Here is a 19,252-nt window from a genome sequence, read left to right on the forward strand (position 1 = left end):
CTTACATTAATTATTTAATGATTTCTACAGCAGTACCATCCAATAAATTGATCTGTCCTGTCGTAATGACTTGTGCACCACTTTCGATACCTGAAATGATTTCAACCTGATCTCCAAACACACGACCAGCAGTTACTTTAGTTAATACCGCTTTTCCGTCTTTAACAACAAATACCTGATTCGAGCTTACACTACCGACAAAAGCATCTCTAGGAACAACTAATGCTTGAGCAGTCTGATCATCACCAAAATAAGCTGTTCCGTACATTCCTGCCTTTAAATCATTAGCAGCATTATTACTTATTTCCAATTCAACAGGGAAATTTAAACTTCCATCTGCTTTGGGCGCAATAAATGTGACTTTACCTTGGAAGGTTTTATTAGCTAACACTGCTGACTGAACCTTGATGTTTTGACCTAATTTGACAAATCCTATATTTTTCTCGTCCACGTTTACCTTCAATTTTAATGAAGAAACATTGACGATTTCAAACATTTCATTTCCTGGGCTTACATATGAACCTGGCTCAATACTTCTCTTATTTACAATACCGGCAAATGAAGCTTTTACGTTAACATCTGAGGCCGTAATCTGTGATGAGCGTAAATTGTTTTTTGCATTTTCCAATTGCAATTTCATCTGATCCAATTGTTGTTTCGTAACACCACCTGTTGCAAATGCACTTTCAAATCGAGCTACCTCATTTTTCGCATTATCGTAAACCGCCTGTGCATTGTTTACACTTACGTTTTGTTTATCTCCAACAATAATGGCTAATGTCTGTCCTACCTTAACATAATCACCTTCATCTACAAGTACACGAGCTACACGTCCAGCAACTTCTGAAGAAAGTTTAACTTCTTGTTTAGGAACGAAAGTTCCATTTGTTACGTATACTGTATTGACATCCTTAATGCCTGCCTCAGCAATACGAACAGCAACTGCTGCATTTTTTTGCGCTACTACAGCTGTTTGAGCCTCATTCTCCTTTTTATTTTTTTTCAACACATACATAATACCTGCTAATGCAGCAATAACTATGATTCCTGTTATAAATATCTTTTTCATATATATCGGTTACTATTTGCTATTTAATAATGTATTTAATTCCCCTTTAGCCTTAATCAACTGAACTTCAGCAACTTTATAATTTAATAATGATGTACTTAAATTGTTTTGGGCATCTGCATAAGCATTCTCAGCATCTAATAAATCTGTGAGCGTTGCTAATCCATTTTTATAATTATTCTGCGTATTATCCAAAACTTCTTTTGCTAATTGCACATTTTCGCGATTACTGTTAATTGTCAATAAGCTATTTGTAATCTGTGATTTAGCATTTTCATTGGATAAACTCAACGCCAATTTGGTATCTTCCAAATCAACCTGTGCTTGTTTCAACTGAATAGTCGCTTGGTTAATTTTAGCTTTTGTTGTTCCTCCTGTAAAAATAGGAATTGAAAGGTTTAAGCCTAAACCTGAAAAACCCGACCATTTAACTCCTTCATTTTTTGTGAAAATCGGGAAAGTAGGTCCCATTCCCAAATATCCTAAATTACCAGAAAATGAAAGTTTAGGGTAAAGTTCAGCTTTCATAGCATTTCGGTTCAATTCCAATAGTTGATTTTGCTTTTCCAACAACCTCACTTCGGTTCTTGATGCTAATTCTGCCGCGGCTAAATCAGCTGTTGATAGGTTTATTTCAAAAGTCTCATTGGGAAGTTTAACTTCCTGTTGCATCGGCATACCAATAGCAAATTTTAACGCATTTTCTTTCAATTCCAATGCATTAATCAAAATTTGACGGTTTGCTTTTAAGTTATTGACAGCTACACTTGTACGATCCAAATCAATTTTCTTTCCCAAACCCGCTTGTACCAAACCCGCGATTACATCTCTTGTTTTAGTTGTGCTATTTAAATTATTATCAACGGTCTCTAGTTGTAGCTGTGTCTGAAAAACATCATAATACGCATTTGCGACCTTTTCAATTAATTGCTCATCAGACAAGCTTTTATTAATGATATAAAACTCCTTCGTAGTTTTTGCGGCTTTTAAACCCGTAAATAAAGATTGATTAAATAGTTGCTGATTAACCTGCAGGGAAGCATTTGATTGCCACTTTTGCCCCATTGCGACCATTACTGTTTCACCGGGTTTTCCAATAATTTCTCCAGGTAGTGCCACCTTCTGTAACATTGGGTTATATGTCAATGTACCTGCACCACTAATCTGCGGAAGAGCTCCCCCTCGGACTTCGTCAATTTTATACTGGGCGTTCTCTAAATCAAGTGTTGATTTTTTTGCCTCTGCTTTGTTTTCCAGCGCATACTTAAGAGCTTGATTCAATGTTAATATTTCCTGCGCATGCACGAAATTCACTGAAAACAAAGCGGCTAATAGCACTCCTACTATTTTTATCTTTTTCATTTTTATAATTAATTCGAAACCGTATTAAACTTTAAACCATTGTATATTAACATTGTTGCATCTTTTTGTTTCTGTAAAACATCACCCACGTTACATTGGGTTGGAATTCCTGTAAACACATCACATAATATTCCAACTAATCCGATACTTTTCATTAGGTAAACGTACATTTCACTAGTTTTATGTACATCTTCTATAGCAAGTTCTTTACTGTCCACTCCTTTTTGAAATAATTTGGCGACTTCGACAACTTCCTTTTCATGAATTTCCCGCATCAATGTTTGTAAGGGAGCACCCTTTATCCATTCCATGTTCTCATTCATATGCAACATATAATGACGTTCAATAAATGCAGATTTTAAATCTAATAAATCCAAAAGAAGATTTATTACAGATGATTTAGACTTCTTAATTAGGTCTTGTTCCTGCTTCCTGAAATCATCAGTTACGGATAAGATTACATCATGCACTAATGTGGTTTTATCGGGATAGTAATAGTAAAGGTTTGCCTTGGTAATTTTTACATCTTCTGCAATCTCATTCATGGTTGTTTTAGAAAAGCCATAGTGCGCAAATCTTCTAATAGCTGCGGCAATAATGAACTCTTTCTTATTATCATTGTTTGTTGACATACTTGATTCTAAACTTTTGACTTTATGTAAACTTTGGTCAAATATACAAAAAGTGAAAAACACTCACAATTTAATTGTCAACAGATCGTCAATTTTTGAAATAAAAAAAGTGCATACTATACGATATGCACTTTAATTACTTTAAACTTATAACTTTTAAAAAGTTATACTGTTTTGAAATTGCTTTAAAAACTTGCGTTTATCCAACTTGTAAAGCCTTGCCGCACGATAAGCCACTCCTTTTTGGACTTCGTCCAATTCTTTAAGAAAACCGTAGTTAATCATTTTTTTTCTAAAATTTCTTTTATCCAATTCTCTTCCCAAAATACTTTCATAGACCATTTGTAACTGTGTCAACGTAAATTTGTCTGGCAACAGTTCAAAAGCGATGGGTGTATTAGCAATACGACGTCTCAATTTTTCAACACTTTGTTTTAAAATTGTACTATGATCAAAAGCCAAATCTGGTACTTTATTTAAAGGGAACCATTTGGCCTGTCGCATATAAGAAGTAACTGGCTTTAACTTAATTTTTGTCTTATCCAATTGTAGTAAAGCATAGTAAGCAACTGTCAAGATCCTTCCCTGAGGATGTCTTTTTAAACCTGCAAAGGCATACAATTGATCCAAAAATACATCCTTAAGACCTGTATTTTCATATAATATCCGTTTAACAGCATCCTCCATTTCTTCATCATTATTAACAAAAAAACCAGGCAACGCCCACCAATCCTTAAAAGGATATTCATTTCTCTCCGTTAGTAGAACATGTAGTTCCCCCTCATAAAAACCGAAAATGACACAATCGACTGTAAATGTAGTATACAAAACTTTTCTAATTTATTATCTTTACTTAAACCAATGAGTTGAATATGTAGCTTATGCTATAAAGTTAATAACTTTACCTTAATTTTTATCGAAACAAAAAAATAAAAAATAATTTCAATAGTGTAAAAAATACACTATATTCGTACAACCTAAAATTTTTGACAGTGGTGAATATTAAAAGAATCGGAGTTTTTACATCAGGCGGAGACGCTCCAGGCATGAATGCTTGCATTCGAGCGGTTGTCCGTACAGCATTATACGAAAAATTAAGTGTTACCGGTATATACCAAGGATATCAAGGTATGTTGGACGGTAACTTTACAGAAATGACATCACGTTCGGTTAGTAATATTATCCAATTAGGCGGAACTATTCTTAAAACAGCGAGATGTCTCGAATTTAAAACAAAAGAAGGAAGAGCAAAAGCTTACGAAAATGTAAAAGCGGCCGGTATTGATGCTTTGGTTGCTATAGGTGGAGATGGAACTTTTACAGGTGCAGACTTTTTCTCAAAAGAATATGATATTCCAGTTATTTGTATCCCTGGTACAATCGATAACGATTTATACGGATCTGATTTCACATTAGGTTATGATACGGCAACTAATACAGTTATCGAAGCAATAGATAAAATTAGAGATACAGCTGCATCCCATGAGCGTTTATTTTTCATTGAAGTTATGGGAAGAGACTCTGGCTGTATTGCCTTGAATGCTGGCATAGCTGGTGGTGCAGAAGCAATTTTGTTGCCAGAAAAGGAAACAGCGATAGATGAATTAATTGCTCACTTATCAGCTGCAGATGGCCGTGGAAAAAAATCATCTTCAATTGTTATTGTCGCAGAAGGTGATCAAAACGGAGGTGCCTATAATGTAGCTAAAAAAGTGAAAGAAAAATTTGATTATTATGACACAAAAGTTAGTATCTTAGGGCACTTACAGCGCGGTGGTTCTCCATCAAGCTTTGATCGGGTACTTGCGAGCCGTTTAGGTTTTGCTGCCGTAAAAGAATTATTAAAAGGAAACAATCGTATGACTGTTGGTGTTAGAGGGAATGAAGTTGTTACGACTCCACTAGAGGAGGCTATTAATAATAAAGAATACAAATTAAGTTCTGATATGTTAGAACTTGTTCAAGTATTGGCTATTTAAAATAAAAAAATAGAGAATTCAGATGATTGCAGTGGTCTACAGTGGTTCAAAATTTGCAGATTGGAGATTAGCCGATAAAGGTCGTGTGATCACGGGCTTTCGTACAAGTGGAATTAACCCTTATCTGCAAGACGAGCGATATATTGCACAACTTTTAAATAAAAATACCAATTTGATCAATAATGCTGAAAAGATCAAACGGATTTATTTTTTTGGTGCTGGTTCATCTTCTCCGGAACGCAAGAACAAAATCAAAACTGTATTTGAAAAATTCTTTATTAACGCGAAAGTAAAGGTGGAACATGATGTTATCGCCTCTGCAATTTCTTCTTTTGGCGATGAAAAAGGCATTATCGGCATTATCGGAAGTGGCTCAAATGCGGCATTTTATACGGGAAAAAAAGTTATTCCAAATAACTATGGCCTCGGTTATATTTTAGCCGATGAAGGATCGACGAATTGGACATCAAGAATGTTGTTAAAGCATTATTTAACAGATACACTCCCGCAAGATCTGCAGGATAAACTATTAAATAAATATGCTATTGATCGAAAAATAATCTTGGAAAAGGTTTATAATTCCCCTCAACCAACTATTTTTCTCAATTCATTCTCCGAATTTGTATTGGAAAACAAAAATCATCCATTCATTATTCAGATTGTAAAAAATGGATTTCGTTTGTTTCTTAAAACTTTCATTAAACCATTGTACAAGGAACATCCTGATAATGACATTCATTTTACAGGCTCTGTAGCCGCTAATTTTGAAAATTTGCTTAAAGAGGTGGCAACGGAAGAATTTAATATATCAATAGGGACAATTATAAAGGAACCTATTCATAATCTTATAAAATATTATATCAATAAAAATTAATAATATGAAAATTGGAATTAACGGATTTGGCCGTATTGGTCGTTTAGCATTCAGAGCTGCGGTAAATCGTCCAGATGTTGAAGTTGTTGGTATCAATGACTTGGTGGAGCCAGATTATATGGCGTATATGTTGAAATATGATTCAACACATGGTAAATTCGATGGAACAGTAGAGGTTGTTAACGGAAACTTAGTGGTTAACGGAAAAACAATTCGTGTTACAGCAGAAAAAGATCCTGCAAACTTAAAATGGAATGAAGTTGGTGCAGAAGTTATTATTGAATCTACAGGTTTCTTCTTGACACAAGAATTAGCACAGAAACACATTGATGCTGGTGCAAAAAAAGTAGTAATGTCAGCACCTGCTAAAGATGATACTCCTACTTTCGTTATGGGTGTTAATCATAAAGACTTAAAAGCTGATCAACATATCGTTTCTAACGCTTCATGTACAACAAACTGTTTAGCACCTGTTGCTAAAGTATTAAACGACAAATTTGGTATCGTCGAAGGTTTAATGACAACTGTACACGCTGTTACTGCAACTCAAAAAACAGTTGATGGACCTTCAGTGAAAGACTGGAGAGGTGGACGTGGTGCTTATCAAAACATCATCCCTTCTTCTACTGGTGCAGCTAAAGCTGTTGGTTTAGTTTTACCTGAATTAAAAGGTAAATTAACAGGTATGTCTTTACGCGTTCCTACAGCAGACGTTTCTGTTGTTGATTTAACAGTACGTTTAGCAAAATCTGCTACTTACGAAGAAATCAAAGCGGCTATGAAAGAAGCTTCTGAAGGTGACTTAAAAGGTATTTTAGGTTACACAGAAGACGAAGTTGTTTCAACTGATTTCGTAGGTGATGCGCGCACATCTATCTTTGATGCTAAAGCGGGTATTTCATTAAATGAAAACTTCGTTAAAGTTATCTCTTGGTATGACAACGAGTGGGGTTACTCTAACAAGATCGTTGATTTAGTTCAAGAAATTGGTAAATTAGGTTAATCCTTATCGATTGAATAGTAAAAGGGCTTTTAATAAATATTAAAAGCCCTTTTTATTTCCTCAATAACTTCCTATGGTTATTGCTCGGCAATGATCGAGCGATCAAGATGAACATAACCACCATCAACATGAATCAACTGCCCTGTTGTATGACTAGATTTGTCGGACAAAAGAAATAATGCTGTATTAGCAATTTCCTCTGAAGTAGTCATTCTATGTTCTAGTGGAATACGATCTGTGATTTTCTTTAAAGTTTCTACAGGATTATCTAGAGTTTGTATCCAGGTATCATATTGTGGCGTAGCACATTCTGCGACGACAATTGCATTCACGCGGATTCGGTGTGGAAGCAGTTCCACAGCCCACTCTCTTGTTAGCGCATTTCTACCGCCATTAGAGGCTGCATAAGCTGATGTATTGCCTTGCCCTGTCTCTGCCGTCTTTGAAGTAATATTTACAATACTACCTTGTGATGCGATCAAAGCATCTAATGCATGATGCGCCATTAAATAATAATGAATTAGATTTTTATGTAAAGAAGCTAAAAACTTTTCATAATTACCAGAGGCTAAACCTACTCCGTCATTCACTCCTGCGTTATTCACTAAGCCATCTATACGCCCAAAATGAGTAATTGTTGTCGCAACTGCAGTCTCACAATCTTTCGGATCAGACAATTCTGCCTGCACAGCAAAAGCCTGCCCGCCAAGAGCTTCTACTTCTTGCTTAACAAGATCATTATCAACCTGTCTACGCCCAACAATTACCGGAATAGCACCCTCTCGTGCCAAACCTAAAACAATTGCCTTACCAATGCCTTTTGCACCTCCTGTGACAATTATAACTTTATCTTTCAAATTCAAATTCATATTCTACCTTATAAATTATAGGTTTTTAATGCATTCAATCCCCAGAACGCCTCTTTCTCAGCAGTAGTAAATGCGTCCAATTTCGATTCCACAATAGTAACACTTTCTTCATAAGATGCTGCTAATAAACATACCGGCCAATCGGATCCAAACATAATTCGATCTTTACCAAATGAATCAAATACATGTCCTAAATACTGTGTAAAATCATCCAGTCGCCAACTTTTCCAATCTGCCTCAGTAGCTAGACCAGAAACTTTGCAACTAACATTTGAAAAAGCTGCTAATTCTTCAATAAATAATGCCCATTCTTCAAACTCGCGTGATTTAATTGGGGGTTTAGCAATATGATCCAAAATAAATGTTTGGTTTGGATTTGATTGCACGCATGTTATAGCACCAGCATAATGACGAGGACGAATCAGAAGATCGTATGTATAACGATGTTTCGTTAGAGATTCTATCCCTTTTAAAAATGAATCTCGCTGTAAGAAATCGGGATCTTCCTCCCCTTCTACAATATGTCTAAATCCTTTAATAATAGCTTCATCTCTATACTGATGCAACTGTTCATCAATATTTGAAGCTCGTAAATCGACCCAACCAACGACTCCTTTTACAAAAGAATATTCTTTTGCCAATTGCACCAAATACTTTGTTTCTACATCAGACTGATCTGCTTGAACAGCAATACAGCCATCAAAATCATTCTTTTCCAGTATAAACTGCAGATCTAGCGGAATAAAGTCTTGTTGTAAAACCTTCATTTCACTAGTAATCCAATTATGTCGTCTGGGATCGTACTGCCAGAAATGTTGATGAGCATCTATACGCATAAGAATTAATTATTTTGAATAAGCAATTACCTCTTGACGGGACTCACCTAGACCATCGGCACCCAATTCAATCACATCGCCAGGTTTTAAATAAATTGGAGGATTAAATCCTAATCCAACACCTGCTGGTGTACCAGTAGAAATTACGTCGCCCGGCAGCAATGTCATAAATTGAGACACATAACTCACAATAAAAGGTACTGAAAAGATTAAATTTTTAGTACTTCCATTTTGATACATTTTACCATTTACCTTCAACCAGATATTGACGTCATTAATATCTTTGATTTCATCTTTAGTTGACAAAAAGGGTCCCATAGGAGCGAACGTATTACAACCTTTACCTTTATCCCATGTTCCACCACGTTCTAATTGATATTCACGTTCAGAAACATCATTATGCAACACATATCCCGCTACATAATCCAATGCAGTAGCTTCTTCCACATAAGATGCGGTTTTACCAATAACAATTCCGAACTCCACCTCCCAGTCAGTTTTAACAGAATCGCGAGGTATCATTACCTGATCGTATGGACCTACTAAAGAAGTAGTAGATTTCATAAAAATAATAGGTTCTGCAGGAATTGTAGCTCCTGTTTCTTCTGCATGATCTTTGTAATTAAGACCAATACAAACTATTTTAGAAGGTCTTGCAAATGGTGCACCAATTCTTTCAGTATCTGGTACAGGAATTAATTTACCATTATTTGCTTTAACAAACTCTTCTAAAGCCTCTAAACCGTCATTCTCAAAAAAAGACTCATTATAATCACCTCCAAATGCAGATACATCATAATTTACACCATCTATCTGAACACCAATTTGTTCTTTTCCCGCTGCTCCAAAACGTATTAATTTCATATTTTCAATATTAATATTATATAAAGTGATCTCAAAAGATCCTTAATTTAATTATTTAGTTTTATAAAACCTCCATCAATGGGATAATCATTTCCAGTGATAAAACCGGCATCATCACTACATAAAAACAAAGCCAATTTAGCAATTTCTTCAGGTTGTGCCATACGTCCAATTGGTTGACTCTTTGACAATTTCTCAAAGACTTCTGCTTCTTGTCCTGGGTAGTTTTTGGCAATGAAACCATCCACAAATGGTGTGTGTACTCTTGCAGGTGAAATACTATTACATCTAATTCCATCAGCCATGTAATCACGAGCAACCGATAGTGACATTGCAAAAATGGCACCTTTACTCATTGAATATGCGAATCGATCTGTAATTCCGACCCAAGCTGCAATGGACGCTAGATTAAGAATTGCCCCGCCACCATTTTCCTTCATTTTTGAAACAACTGCATAAAGCGCATTATAAGCACCTTTAACATTTACATTAAATACTCTTTCAAAATCTTCAGTTTTACAATTTTCTAGATTTCCAACATGAGCGATACCTGCATTGTTAACTAAAATATCAATTTTACCGATAGTATTTACAATTGATAACACCTCATCCTGAAGACTTACATTACATGCATGGACAAATCCCCGTCCTCCTTGATTAGTTATTTCAGAAACGACACTTTGCCCCCCTTCAATATTTAGATCCAGAATATGAACAGTTGCTCCTTCTGCGGCAAAAAGCAAACTTATTGCACGACCTATTCCACTTCCACCACCTGTGATAACAGCTACTTTATTTTGCAATTTTGACATGTTATTATATTATTTATTATTAATATCTGATCCATGGTACTTCATGAACAGCTACCCAATGATTATTAAAATTTATTAACAAAAAGAACGTGTCTACCAAGCTTTACTGATAATCTTGACACAAAATTATGATTATAAAGATACGCCTCTTCTCCAAGGAATAAAGTCATCCTGTCCCAGAAGTACCGCTTTCGGCACCACTGCTCCGCTAGCCACTTCAATCACATAATCTAATATACGATGTGCCGCTTCTTGAATTGATTCCTCACCCTCGATAATAGTACCACAGTTAATATCGATGATATCTGGCATTTTCTCAAATGTCTTTGTATTTGTAGACAGTTTAATCACTGGAGTTATTGGATTACCCGTTGGTGTTCCTAGACCAGTGGTAAACAAAACAATGTTTGCTCCTGCAGCAACTTCTGCGGTAGTACTTTCAACATCATTTCCTGGTGTACATAGCAGATTAAGACCTGGCTTATTGGCTAACTCTGGATAATCAATTACTGCAGTTACAGGCGATGTACCGCCTTTCTTGGCAGCTCCAGCAGACTTTATTGCATCGGTGATCAGACCATCACGAATATTGCCAGGAGAAGGATTCATATAAAAACCAGAACCATCAGCCTCAGCTTTCGCATTATAAACACGCATTAACTCCATAAATTTATCCGCAGTCTCTTCATCTACACATCGGTCACTTAACTCTTGTTCTACCCCACATAACTCTGGAAATTCAGCTAAAATAACAGATCCACCTAACGTTACTAAAATATCAGAAAGATATCCGAGAGCAGGATTTGCAGAGATACCAGAAAACCCATCCGATCCGCCACATTCGAGACCTATACATAATTTATCTAAGGTAGCGGGTTGACGTATACATTTATTTGCTTCCATCATTCCTGCAAATGTTGCCTTCACAGCCTTTTGCATTAATTCCTTCTCCGTACCTTCTTTTTGTTGTTCAAAAATATACAAAGGTTTATCAAACTTCGAATCCCTTTTCGCGATCTCCGCTTGTAATATTGAGGCTTGAGCATGTTGACAACCTAAACTTAAGATGGTTGCACCTGCTACATTTGGATGTGTAATGTAACCTGCAAGCAAACCACAAAGTGCATCCGAATCCATACGTGTACCGCCACAGCCCATTTCATGATTTAAAAACTTGATTCCATCGACATTTTCAAATAAGCGATGATCGCTTGCTCGCGTTGCCGAAGAACTTAAATCCTGAGCAATGATCTGATTAATATCTGCACCTGATTGATATAAACGGATCAATTCATCCACTTCAGTGGTATAATCATTCGCCCTTACTTTATACCCCAACTTCTCTTCAAAAGCTGTCTTTAAAGTCAGGACATTTCTATTTTCACAAAAAACCAATGGGATTACTAACCAGTAATTAGCAGTACCGACCGATCCGTTAGATCGATGAAAGCCATTGAAGGTTTTTGCTAAAAAAGATGAAACATCAGGTTTTATCCAGTCCGTTCTTCTTTTACTTAGCTTAAAATCATCGGCGGCATGACGTAGATTTTCTGTAGAAATCAAGGCGCCAGTTTCTAATGCACAGTTAACCTTTCCAACCAACACACCATACATATAAACCTCAGCGTCCTGACTTAAAGGAGAGATGGTAAACTTATGTTTGGCAGCTACATCTTGCAATAAATGGAAACTGCTATTTTTCCATTCAATTAACGTTCCTTTAGGCAAATCTTGCAAAGCCACTAATACATTATCCTCTGGATGAATCTGCAAATATGTTTTTTTATCCTTTATCATTTTATTTCTTCAAATCAAATATCTGTTTCATTAAAACCCACTTCTCATTTTCTTTAGCTCCCGGAATAGCACTCTGGTACTTCCACATCAGCTGTTCCCATTCCTGAACTTTAGGATTGGTAGCATCCATATTTGCTTTTCTTTCAAATGTAAAAGTGTCATCCACTTCCATGATCATAAACAAGCGATTTTCAAATCTAAAAATTTGCATTTTAGTTACACCGGCATCTAAAATTGATTGTTGAATTTCCGAACTGACGCTCCTATGATATTTTTCATATTCAGCAATTAATTTGGGATCATTAACCAGATCTAAGGCAAAAGTATATTGAGTCATTTTACAATTATTATTCGTGAGAAGATTGTGTCTTTAAATTATTTTTATTAGCTAAAGAAAATAAAAGCACTACTACAAAACAGATCATCGGTACCCAGTAGCCCAATTGAAGATTACCAGTTTTATCTGAAATCAATCCCAATAAAGGTGGCAAAATCGCTCCACCTACAATCGACATAATGATTAAACTTGAAGCTGATTTCGTATCTGCCCCAATTCCCTCAACTCCGACCGCAAATATTGTGGGAAACATAATAGACATAAAAAATGCTACTGCAATTAATGCATAAACTGTTATTGTACCACTTCCGTATATCACAATAAATGACAATGCAATACAAATGATTGAATAAATCATCAGCAAAGTTAGCGGCTGTATAAATTTCATAAAAAATGTTCCAACAAAACGACCTAACATAAAAGCTAAACCTGCAAAACTAGCATATTTGGAAGCATTTAAGGGAGTGATTCCAGCAACCTCAGTGGCATAAAGTACCATAAAACTCAACACACACACCTGTGCTCCCACATAAAAAAACTGTCCGATTACTCCCCACTTTACATTTTTATGCTTAAATGCATGAAAGAAACCAGCCTTTTGTTCGCCTTCATCATCTTTAATATCAGGAAGTTTAGTAAAAAAAAGAATTGCGGCAACAATCAATATAATTAAGCCTAAAATCATATAAGGCGCTTTTACAGTTGCAGTCTCTGCCTGCATATAGGCTAATTTAACCTGCTCGCTCATGGCGGCAATCTCAGTATCAGATTTTGGTTGTTCTGCTAAAATAAATTTTCCGCCTAAGATTGGAGCTATAAATGCTGCCAGTCCATTAAAGGATTGGGCAAAATTCAATCGATGCGTTGCTTTACTGGGGTCACCTAATACCGTCACATAGGGATTTGCCGCAGTTTCCAAAATAGTTAAACCACAAGCCACAACAAATAAAGCCGTTAAAAAGAATACATAACTAATCTGATTAGCTGCTGGTATAAATAAAAAACAACCAATAGCAAAAATTGTCAGACCTATTAAAATACCCGATTTATAACCATATTTTTTCATGATCATGCCGGCCGGAATAGCTAGTAAAAAATAAGCAATAAAAACAGCTGAATCCACTAAAGAAGCCTGTAAATGCGTTAGACTAAATGCATTACGAAGATGCGGAATTAAAATAGGGTCCAAATTATGAACAAAGCCCCAAAAGAAAAAGAGGGATGTTACGAGTACAATCGCTAATTTATTATTTTTACTAACTGACATATAAAATATAATTTATCATTGGTTTATGTAAAATAAGGAATAATTAATGAAAGAAAATTTAAGTATTTTACCCAATTATTACGCTATATTACCATTCAAAATAGTAGAACTGTAAAATATAGTGCATATATTTATTAATAAATGAAACCACAACTACTAAAAGTCAATAATAGTAACGTACAGTCATTCAGCGTGAGGAACGATATTATTCCACAAAATCATAATATTTGGCACTACCATGAAGAGCTTGAATTAATTCATTTCGGAAAGGGATCGGGAACCCAGTTTATTGGTGACAGTATTAAAAATTTTACAAATGGTGATATTGTATTGGTTGGATCTAACTTACCTCATTATTGGCTATTTGACTCCTGCTATTTAGATGATAACTGTCCCGAACCTGCGGACATTAGAGTTTCCCATTTTAAAGAAAATTTTCTTGGCGACGCTTTCTTTAATCTGCCGGAAAATTACAAATTAAAGAATTTATTAAAAAAATCTAAAAGGGGAATTCAGTTAAATAAATCAATTTTGCAATTAGCTAAATCTCTAATAGAAAAGGTTTTAAACAATAACAACTCAACTAAAATAATAGCACTAATAGAAGTCTTAACTTTAATAGCAGAATCTGAAGCCTATACTTTGTTGTCCAGTGAAAATTATCCGATTGACAGTCAAGATCTAGATTTCAGAAGAATGACTGTTATCATGGATTATATTACACAAAATTACAAATCACAAATCAAGTTAGAAGATATTGCGACATTAACTGGAATGACTACAAACTCGTTTTGTCGCTACTTTAAAGCTAAATCTGGAAAAACTCTATTTCAATATCTTATCGAAATACGTATTGGGCATGCCTGTAAATTGTTAGCAGAACGTAAATATAATGTGAAACAAATTTGCTTCGAATGTGGTTTTCAAAACTTTGTCAGTTTTCACAAATATTTCAAAGAAGCGACAGGATTTACTCCATTACAATATCAAAAAGAAATTGCACATCTATTTTAAAGAACAAAGACAAGCTTTCCTGTAAAGTCACCAGAATCTAACAATGCATGGGCAGCAGAAGCCTCTTCCAATTGAAAGGTCTTGTAGATATTTGCTTTAAAAACACCTGGTTTGATTAGAGGTAAGATCTGTTTATTTATGTCATCGCGCACATTTTTTTTAAATAGAATAGATCTACTTCTTAAAAGACTACCTGATAGGTAGATTCGTTTTTGCATCAATTTAAAAAGATTTAATTCTACTTTAGCACCTTTCATTGCGTTAATGTAGATCAGATGACCATCCGGTTTCAATACTTCAAGGTTCTTTGCAAAATAATCGCCTCCTATACTGTCAAGTATAACATCAATTTTATTGTCTCCAATAATCTCCCTAAAGTCCTGCTCCTTATAATTAATGATTACTGACGCTCCCAATTCTTTACAGTAAGTAGCTTTGTCACCCGATCCCACTGTTGTATACACTTTTGCTCCTGCAAGCTTTGCTAACTGAATTGCCATTGATCCAATACCTCCACTTCCACCATGAACTAAAAAGCTATTGCCATATTTTAGTTCCCCTCTTTGAAAGACATTATGGTACACGGTAAACAATGTTTCTGGTAAAGCGGCAGCTTCTTCGTAAGTCAATCCTTTAGGTATAAGCAGGCACTGTCCCTGATCAACAGCGACATATTCTGCGTATCCTCCACCAGATAAAAGAGTACAGACCTGATCACCAATTTTCCATTCATCTACTAACTCACCAATGGATACAATTTCTCCCGAAATCTCAAGACCAGGAATATCAGCGGGGGCACCTTCAGGGGCCGCATAATTTCCCTTCCGCTGAAACACATCAGGCCTATTCATACCTGCTGCTTTTACAGCAATCAACACTTGATGCCCAGTACAAGTTGGTGTATCCACCTCCTTTATCTTCAAAACTTCAGGTCCACCAAATTTTGTTATAACAACTGCTTTCATTATGATTTTTTAGGATATTTTTGTAAACGGAAATTTAAAGAGACCATAAAATAACGAGATAACCTTTCATTTTGAACGTCAAATATATCATTTCCTATTACATCTCTGGTAATACCTGAATTTTGATTTAGTAAATCAAAGCCCTGAATCCGTAACATTGCTAAATTATTACGCATAAAAGTATATTCAAAATATGCATTAATAATTGTGGGATTTATATTTGTCCATGATGATGATGAATATCCCGAATTTAACCTTTGCGATACCTCTACACCAAAAGATCCATGTGCGCTCACATAATATTTGGATCCCAAACCAAGCACACCGGTATGCGCCACAATTTGATCATTATAAGGTCGTTTATAGGTAGCTTTGTTTAATGCGTAATTTCCATTAAGTTCAGCTTCAAATACATCATTAAACATGTACCTGAATTGCAGAGACTGCGAATATAAAAAATGTCCACCGTCATTACGAATGTCATTTATGTAAGTGACATTATTATAAAAATCAGCATTGCCATTCAAACTCATCTGTATATTATCGTTAAACAAAGCTGCAGTAAATAAGTAGTATGCCTTGATATCATAATAACCCGATGTATTTAAGAAGGTAGTTTTTTGTATTGTTGAATTAGGAATAGTAGTCCGATTAGAGACAATTTTATTTGAAATAAAATTATAAGCAATGCTACTTTCAAAATATTGTCCCCTTTTTACAATTGATTTTCGATATTTAGCCAAGATACGGTTAGCGAATTCTGCTTGTAATTCTGGATTTCCTTGTATAATATTTTGTGAATTTGTATTATCCAATATCGGCTGAATCTGATAGAAATTAGGTTGATTATTTTTACCTAAGTAATCAATTGACAAATCAGAATTCTCATTAAATTTCCATTTGACCCCCGCTGCTGGTATAAGATTTACATTACTATAAGATGTTTGAATTGATTTATCTTTAGAAAAACCTTTAAGTTCTGTTGGTTGAACCGCAAATCCGATATTATATTTAAATTTATTGAATATATCCTGTTGATATTTCATGCCAACTCTATTGGATGAAAAAGCATAATCGTAACTTAAACTAAGAGAATCAACTCGACCAAAATCTACCAATTCATTATTTCGTTCATGAACTAACCGCCTTGCATCAATTGAGGTGTAACTAAAGTCATAATTCAATTCTAATACTCCGCCCTTGTCCACTGGCTCTATAATAGATAGCGAACTTTTAATATCTTGATTTTTGTTTTCACTTTTCACAAATTGATTTAAGAAACTATCCTTAATTTGCACTTGATTAAACGCACTATCTATAATCTTATTCCGGTCAACTATATCCTCTTTTTTATCGACTGAATTATATCCCAGATGTAAATTGTACACTAATTTCCGTCCTGGCTTCTTAAAACTTTTGGCATATAAGATGTCTACTTCAGCATTTGGACTCGTACTACTGTTGTCAGAAGCATATTCCCCATCGTTTGTGATCTGTCTATTCTTAATATATCGATCTCTAGATTCATTACCTTTCGATTTATTCCATGAAAAAGTTGGAGATATTTTTAAAAGATCTGAATCAGATAATTTTATATCAAACCCCCAATTCATATGATGCGCATTATCAACAGTCTTTGTTACATAATCCTCTTGGTTGGTTATAATGTTATTACCATATACAGACTGTAGATAGGAATTCCCCCTCGTCGTATTCTTTGTATTTGTATAGCTGTAACGTCCAAAAGCACTAATTTTATCATTCAAATTAGTGGAAAAACTTGTTCCCAAGGACCCAATAGCATTAAAACCATCAGTAGGGTCGGCAAAGTCTGCCAATTCGCCCATTACACGATCCCTGGAACCTCCTCCATTTGGAGAACCGAAAGAAAAAAGATTCGTATTTGTATTATTAACAGATCCTACAAAAGATAGTTCCTGACCATCATTGAATTTATTGAGACCTGCACTCGCGAGGTATCGTTCTTGATCACCTAAACCACCTGTAACCTGTCCAAAACTTATTTTTTTCTTGTCATCTTTCAAAACAATATTTAGAATTTTCTCAGACTCACCAGTTTTTGTTCCCTTAGCACTTGCTTCATCTCCGAAAAAATCAATAACCTGAATATTTTTAATAAAATCCGCAGGAAGATTTCGAGTAGCGGTAAGCACATCTCCTCCAAAGAATTTTTTACCATCTACTTGTACAGAAGTAATCGGTTTACCAAAAGCATATACAGAGCCATCACGAGAAACCTGGAAGTTCGGTAACTGTTTAAGCGCATCCTCCAGCAGTGTGCGTCGATCAAACTGGAAAGCTCCCATATTAAATTGAACCGTATCCTCTTTGAAGACGATTGGTTTATATTTCTTAATAACAATTTCTTTGAGCACTGAAACCTGCGGTTTTAAAACAACAGTCTCCGCAATAACACGATCTGTTGTATTATACTGAGGGTAAGAACGATCAACAATCTGTAAGCCTAAAGAACTGTAGTTTAAACGGATATTACTTCCTTTAATTTGGTAAAATTTGTAGAAACCTGTTTTGGAAGAAATTGCCATGACGGTATCCAAAGAAGTTGTCAGACGCACATTGACGCCAGCAAGCGGTTGTCCATCGATATCCACAACAAATCCGTACACCTCCTTTTTCTGGAGTTGGGCTTGTGCATTACCCACAACAAAAAAGAAGACGATAAGAAAGATGACCCTATGAGTATTTCCTGATATTTCGAATTTATCCGACATCAAAACAACTTATTCTATTTGTATCTCAATATACATAATAATTTACACAACCATAACGCAAAATAATGAATAGTTGTATATAAAAAAGGCGGCTTATTTGAAATAAGTCGCCTTTCATTTTATTTATAAGAATAAATTAATTATTCACCAGCAAAAGTAACTTTAAGTAAGTGTTTATCAATTTCCCAACGTCCAGTACCATCTTCTCCAATTACATCAAATAATTCTAAGATTCTTCTCGCAACAAATTCCTCTTCAACTTGCTCTGCTAAGAACCATTGTAAAAAGTTAAATGTTACGTAATCTTTAGCTTTCATACATTTGTCTGCGATGTTGTTAAATTGTTCAGTAACGAACATCTCTTGTTCCAATGCTGATTCGAAAATCCCACGGAATGAATCAAAATCTGAAGGAATACCTGTTACTTCTGGTGAAATAGCACGACCGCCTCTATTGTTAATATAATTGAAGATTTTCAACATATGCTCACGCTCTTCATTGGACTGTTTTGCAAAAAAATCTGCTGCATTCTCCAAACCTTGATCATCACACCAAGATGACATCGCTAAGTATAGTGAAGAAGAATGTGCTTCAACTTTAATTTGAGCATTTAATATATTTTCGATCTCTTCTGTTAAAGAAGATTTTAATTTTAATAAATCTTTCATATCTGTAAGTTTTAATACTAATTATAATAATCAAGTTTCAAATACTTGACTTACTTGAACACTACAAATATAGGGGACATTACAGATTTTTGTATAAAAAATTTGCAATACGAATTCAGTCTAAATTAGCGGAAAAAAGGTTAAACTGTTT

General features: G+C 35.1%; 18 protein-coding genes. 4 read left to right on the forward strand and 14 right to left on the reverse strand.

The window, feature by feature from the left end; translation table 11 throughout:
- Positions 1 to 10: 10 nt before the first annotated feature.
- The 4 genes from JAZ75_RS00490 to JAZ75_RS00505 all read right to left on the reverse strand — a co-directional run bounded on the left by JAZ75_RS00490 (position 11) and on the right by JAZ75_RS00505 (position 3,891).
- On the reverse strand, positions 11 to 1,069 hold the full coding sequence (locus JAZ75_RS00490; protein ID WP_132842526.1) for an efflux RND transporter periplasmic adaptor subunit: 1,059 nt from the start codon (positions 1,067 to 1,069) through the stop codon (positions 11 to 13).
- Positions 1,070 to 1,081: 12 nt separating this feature from the next.
- Complete coding sequence (locus tag JAZ75_RS00495; protein ID WP_183912395.1) at positions 1,082 to 2,431, reverse strand: TolC family protein; 1,350 nt, start codon at positions 2,429 to 2,431, stop codon at positions 1,082 to 1,084.
- Between the two features lie 8 nt (positions 2,432 to 2,439).
- Positions 2,440 to 3,063, reverse strand: a complete 624-nt coding sequence (locus JAZ75_RS00500) for a TetR/AcrR family transcriptional regulator (RefSeq protein WP_183912393.1) — start codon at positions 3,061 to 3,063, stop codon at positions 2,440 to 2,442.
- A 156-nt stretch (positions 3,064 to 3,219) separates the two neighbouring features.
- Positions 3,220 to 3,891: an NUDIX hydrolase gene (locus tag JAZ75_RS00505; protein ID WP_021190385.1), complete on the reverse strand. Its 672-nt coding sequence runs from the start codon at positions 3,889 to 3,891 to the stop codon at positions 3,220 to 3,222.
- Positions 3,892 to 4,055: 164 nt separating this feature from the next.
- Between JAZ75_RS00505 and pfkA the strand changes: the two genes are divergently transcribed.
- From pfkA to gap, 3 genes are read left to right on the forward strand one after another with little or no spacing between them, the layout of a single operon-like run.
- Positions 4,056 to 5,042, forward strand: coding sequence for a 6-phosphofructokinase (gene pfkA / locus JAZ75_RS00510; protein ID WP_021190386.1), 987 nt, complete (start codon positions 4,056 to 4,058; stop codon positions 5,040 to 5,042).
- Between the two features lie 22 nt (positions 5,043 to 5,064).
- A complete protein-coding gene (locus JAZ75_RS00515) occupies positions 5,065 to 5,916 on the forward strand; it encodes a hypothetical protein (protein ID WP_021190387.1) in 852 nt (283 codons plus the stop codon).
- 4 nt (positions 5,917 to 5,920) lie between these two features.
- Positions 5,921 to 6,919 (forward strand): type I glyceraldehyde-3-phosphate dehydrogenase, encoded by a 999-nt coding sequence (gap, locus tag JAZ75_RS00520; RefSeq protein WP_132773545.1) that lies wholly within the window; start codon positions 5,921 to 5,923, stop codon positions 6,917 to 6,919.
- Between the two features lie 77 nt (positions 6,920 to 6,996).
- Here gap and JAZ75_RS00525 read toward each other — a convergent pair whose 3' ends face one another.
- The 7 genes from JAZ75_RS00525 to fucP form a co-directional block, all read right to left on the reverse strand.
- Positions 6,997 to 7,788 carry an SDR family oxidoreductase gene (locus JAZ75_RS00525; RefSeq protein WP_208699651.1) on the reverse strand — a complete coding sequence of 264 codons (792 nt, stop codon included), beginning with the start codon at positions 7,786 to 7,788 and terminating at the stop codon, positions 6,997 to 6,999.
- Between the two features lie 8 nt (positions 7,789 to 7,796).
- Positions 7,797 to 8,624: an amidohydrolase family protein gene (locus JAZ75_RS00530; RefSeq protein WP_208699653.1), complete on the reverse strand. Its 828-nt coding sequence runs from the start codon at positions 8,622 to 8,624 to the stop codon at positions 7,797 to 7,799.
- A gap of 9 nt (positions 8,625 to 8,633) precedes the next feature.
- Positions 8,634 to 9,488, reverse strand: a complete 855-nt coding sequence (locus JAZ75_RS00535; RefSeq protein ID WP_021190390.1) for a fumarylacetoacetate hydrolase family protein — start codon at positions 9,486 to 9,488, stop codon at positions 8,634 to 8,636.
- Positions 9,489 to 9,535: 47 nt separating this feature from the next.
- Positions 9,536 to 10,300 (reverse strand): SDR family NAD(P)-dependent oxidoreductase, encoded by a 765-nt coding sequence (locus JAZ75_RS00540; RefSeq protein WP_208699655.1) that lies wholly within the window; start codon positions 10,298 to 10,300, stop codon positions 9,536 to 9,538.
- Between the two features lie 132 nt (positions 10,301 to 10,432).
- Positions 10,433 to 12,097, reverse strand: coding sequence for a UxaA family hydrolase (locus JAZ75_RS00545; protein WP_021190392.1), 1,665 nt, complete (start codon positions 12,095 to 12,097; stop codon positions 10,433 to 10,435).
- 1 nt (position 12,098) lies between these two features.
- Complete coding sequence (locus JAZ75_RS00550) at positions 12,099 to 12,434, reverse strand: L-rhamnose mutarotase (protein ID WP_132773537.1); 336 nt, start codon at positions 12,432 to 12,434, stop codon at positions 12,099 to 12,101.
- Positions 12,435 to 12,444: 10 nt separating this feature from the next.
- The gene (gene fucP, locus JAZ75_RS00555; protein WP_183912388.1) at positions 12,445 to 13,701 is read right to left on the reverse strand and encodes an L-fucose:H+ symporter permease; all 1,257 of its coding nucleotides are present in this window, start codon (positions 13,699 to 13,701) and stop codon (positions 12,445 to 12,447) included.
- A 141-nt stretch (positions 13,702 to 13,842) separates the two neighbouring features.
- On the opposite strand from fucP, the gene JAZ75_RS00560 reads away from it, so the two are divergent.
- Positions 13,843 to 14,715 carry an AraC family transcriptional regulator gene (locus JAZ75_RS00560; RefSeq protein ID WP_208699657.1) on the forward strand — a complete coding sequence of 291 codons (873 nt, stop codon included), beginning with the start codon at positions 13,843 to 13,845 and terminating at the stop codon, positions 14,713 to 14,715.
- Here JAZ75_RS00560 and JAZ75_RS00565 read toward each other — a convergent pair.
- The 3 genes from JAZ75_RS00565 to JAZ75_RS00575 all read right to left on the reverse strand — a co-directional run bounded on the left by JAZ75_RS00565 (position 14,712) and on the right by JAZ75_RS00575 (position 19,101).
- Positions 14,712 to 15,680, reverse strand: coding sequence for an NAD(P)H-quinone oxidoreductase (locus JAZ75_RS00565; protein ID WP_208699659.1), 969 nt, complete (start codon positions 15,678 to 15,680; stop codon positions 14,712 to 14,714). The genes JAZ75_RS00560 and JAZ75_RS00565 overlap by 4 nt on opposite strands.
- Positions 15,680 to 18,433: an outer membrane beta-barrel protein gene (locus JAZ75_RS00570; RefSeq protein ID WP_132773530.1), complete on the reverse strand. Its 2,754-nt coding sequence runs from the start codon at positions 18,431 to 18,433 to the stop codon at positions 15,680 to 15,682. Before JAZ75_RS00570 ends, JAZ75_RS00565 begins: the two co-directional genes overlap by 1 nt.
- A 140-nt stretch (positions 18,434 to 18,573) precedes the next feature.
- Positions 18,574 to 19,101, reverse strand: coding sequence for a ferritin (locus JAZ75_RS00575; protein WP_021190395.1), 528 nt, complete (start codon positions 19,099 to 19,101; stop codon positions 18,574 to 18,576).
- Between the last annotated feature and the right edge of the window lie 151 nt (positions 19,102 to 19,252).

It is taken from the genome of Sphingobacterium sp. UDSM-2020 (assembly GCF_016132525.1).
GTDB classification, from domain to species: Bacteria; Bacteroidota; Bacteroidia; order Sphingobacteriales; family Sphingobacteriaceae; genus Sphingobacterium; species Sphingobacterium anhuiense.

Excerpts from the sequence above, each read along its gene's own strand:
- JAZ75_RS00490 (WP_132842526.1), bottom strand. The coding sequence starts at position 1,069 with ATGAAAAAGATATTTATAACAGGAATCATAGTTATTGCTGCATTAGCA.
- JAZ75_RS00495 (WP_183912395.1), bottom strand. The coding sequence starts at position 2,431 with ATGAAAAAGATAAAAATAGTAGGAGTGCTATTAGCCGCTTTGTTTTCA.
- JAZ75_RS00500 (WP_183912393.1), bottom strand. The coding sequence starts at position 3,063 with ATGTCAACAAACAATGATAATAAGAAAGAGTTCATTATTGCCGCAGCT.
- JAZ75_RS00515 (WP_021190387.1), top strand. The coding sequence starts at position 5,065 with ATGATTGCAGTGGTCTACAGTGGTTCAAAATTTGCAGATTGGAGATTA.
- gap (WP_132773545.1), top strand. The coding sequence starts at position 5,921 with ATGAAAATTGGAATTAACGGATTTGGCCGTATTGGTCGTTTAGCATTC.
- JAZ75_RS00525 (WP_208699651.1), bottom strand. The coding sequence starts at position 7,788 with ATGAATTTGAATTTGAAAGATAAAGTTATAATTGTCACAGGAGGTGCA.
- JAZ75_RS00530 (WP_208699653.1), bottom strand. The coding sequence starts at position 8,624 with ATGCGTATAGATGCTCATCAACATTTCTGGCAGTACGATCCCAGACGA.
- JAZ75_RS00535 (WP_021190390.1), bottom strand. The coding sequence starts at position 9,488 with ATGAAATTAATACGTTTTGGAGCAGCGGGAAAAGAACAAATTGGTGTT.
- JAZ75_RS00540 (WP_208699655.1), bottom strand. The coding sequence starts at position 10,300 with ATGTCAAAATTGCAAAATAAAGTAGCTGTTATCACAGGTGGTGGAAGT.
- JAZ75_RS00545 (WP_021190392.1), bottom strand. The coding sequence starts at position 12,097 with ATGATAAAGGATAAAAAAACATATTTGCAGATTCATCCAGAGGATAAT.
- JAZ75_RS00550 (WP_132773537.1), bottom strand. The coding sequence starts at position 12,434 with ATGACTCAATATACTTTTGCCTTAGATCTGGTTAATGATCCCAAATTA.
- fucP (WP_183912388.1), bottom strand. The coding sequence starts at position 13,701 with ATGTCAGTTAGTAAAAATAATAAATTAGCGATTGTACTCGTAACATCC.
- JAZ75_RS00560 (WP_208699657.1), top strand. The coding sequence starts at position 13,843 with ATGAAACCACAACTACTAAAAGTCAATAATAGTAACGTACAGTCATTC.
- JAZ75_RS00565 (WP_208699659.1), bottom strand. The coding sequence starts at position 15,680 with ATGAAAGCAGTTGTTATAACAAAATTTGGTGGACCTGAAGTTTTGAAG.
- JAZ75_RS00570 (WP_132773530.1), bottom strand. The coding sequence starts at position 18,433 with ATGTCGGATAAATTCGAAATATCAGGAAATACTCATAGGGTCATCTTT.
- JAZ75_RS00575 (WP_021190395.1), bottom strand. The coding sequence starts at position 19,101 with ATGAAAGATTTATTAAAATTAAAATCTTCTTTAACAGAAGAGATCGAA.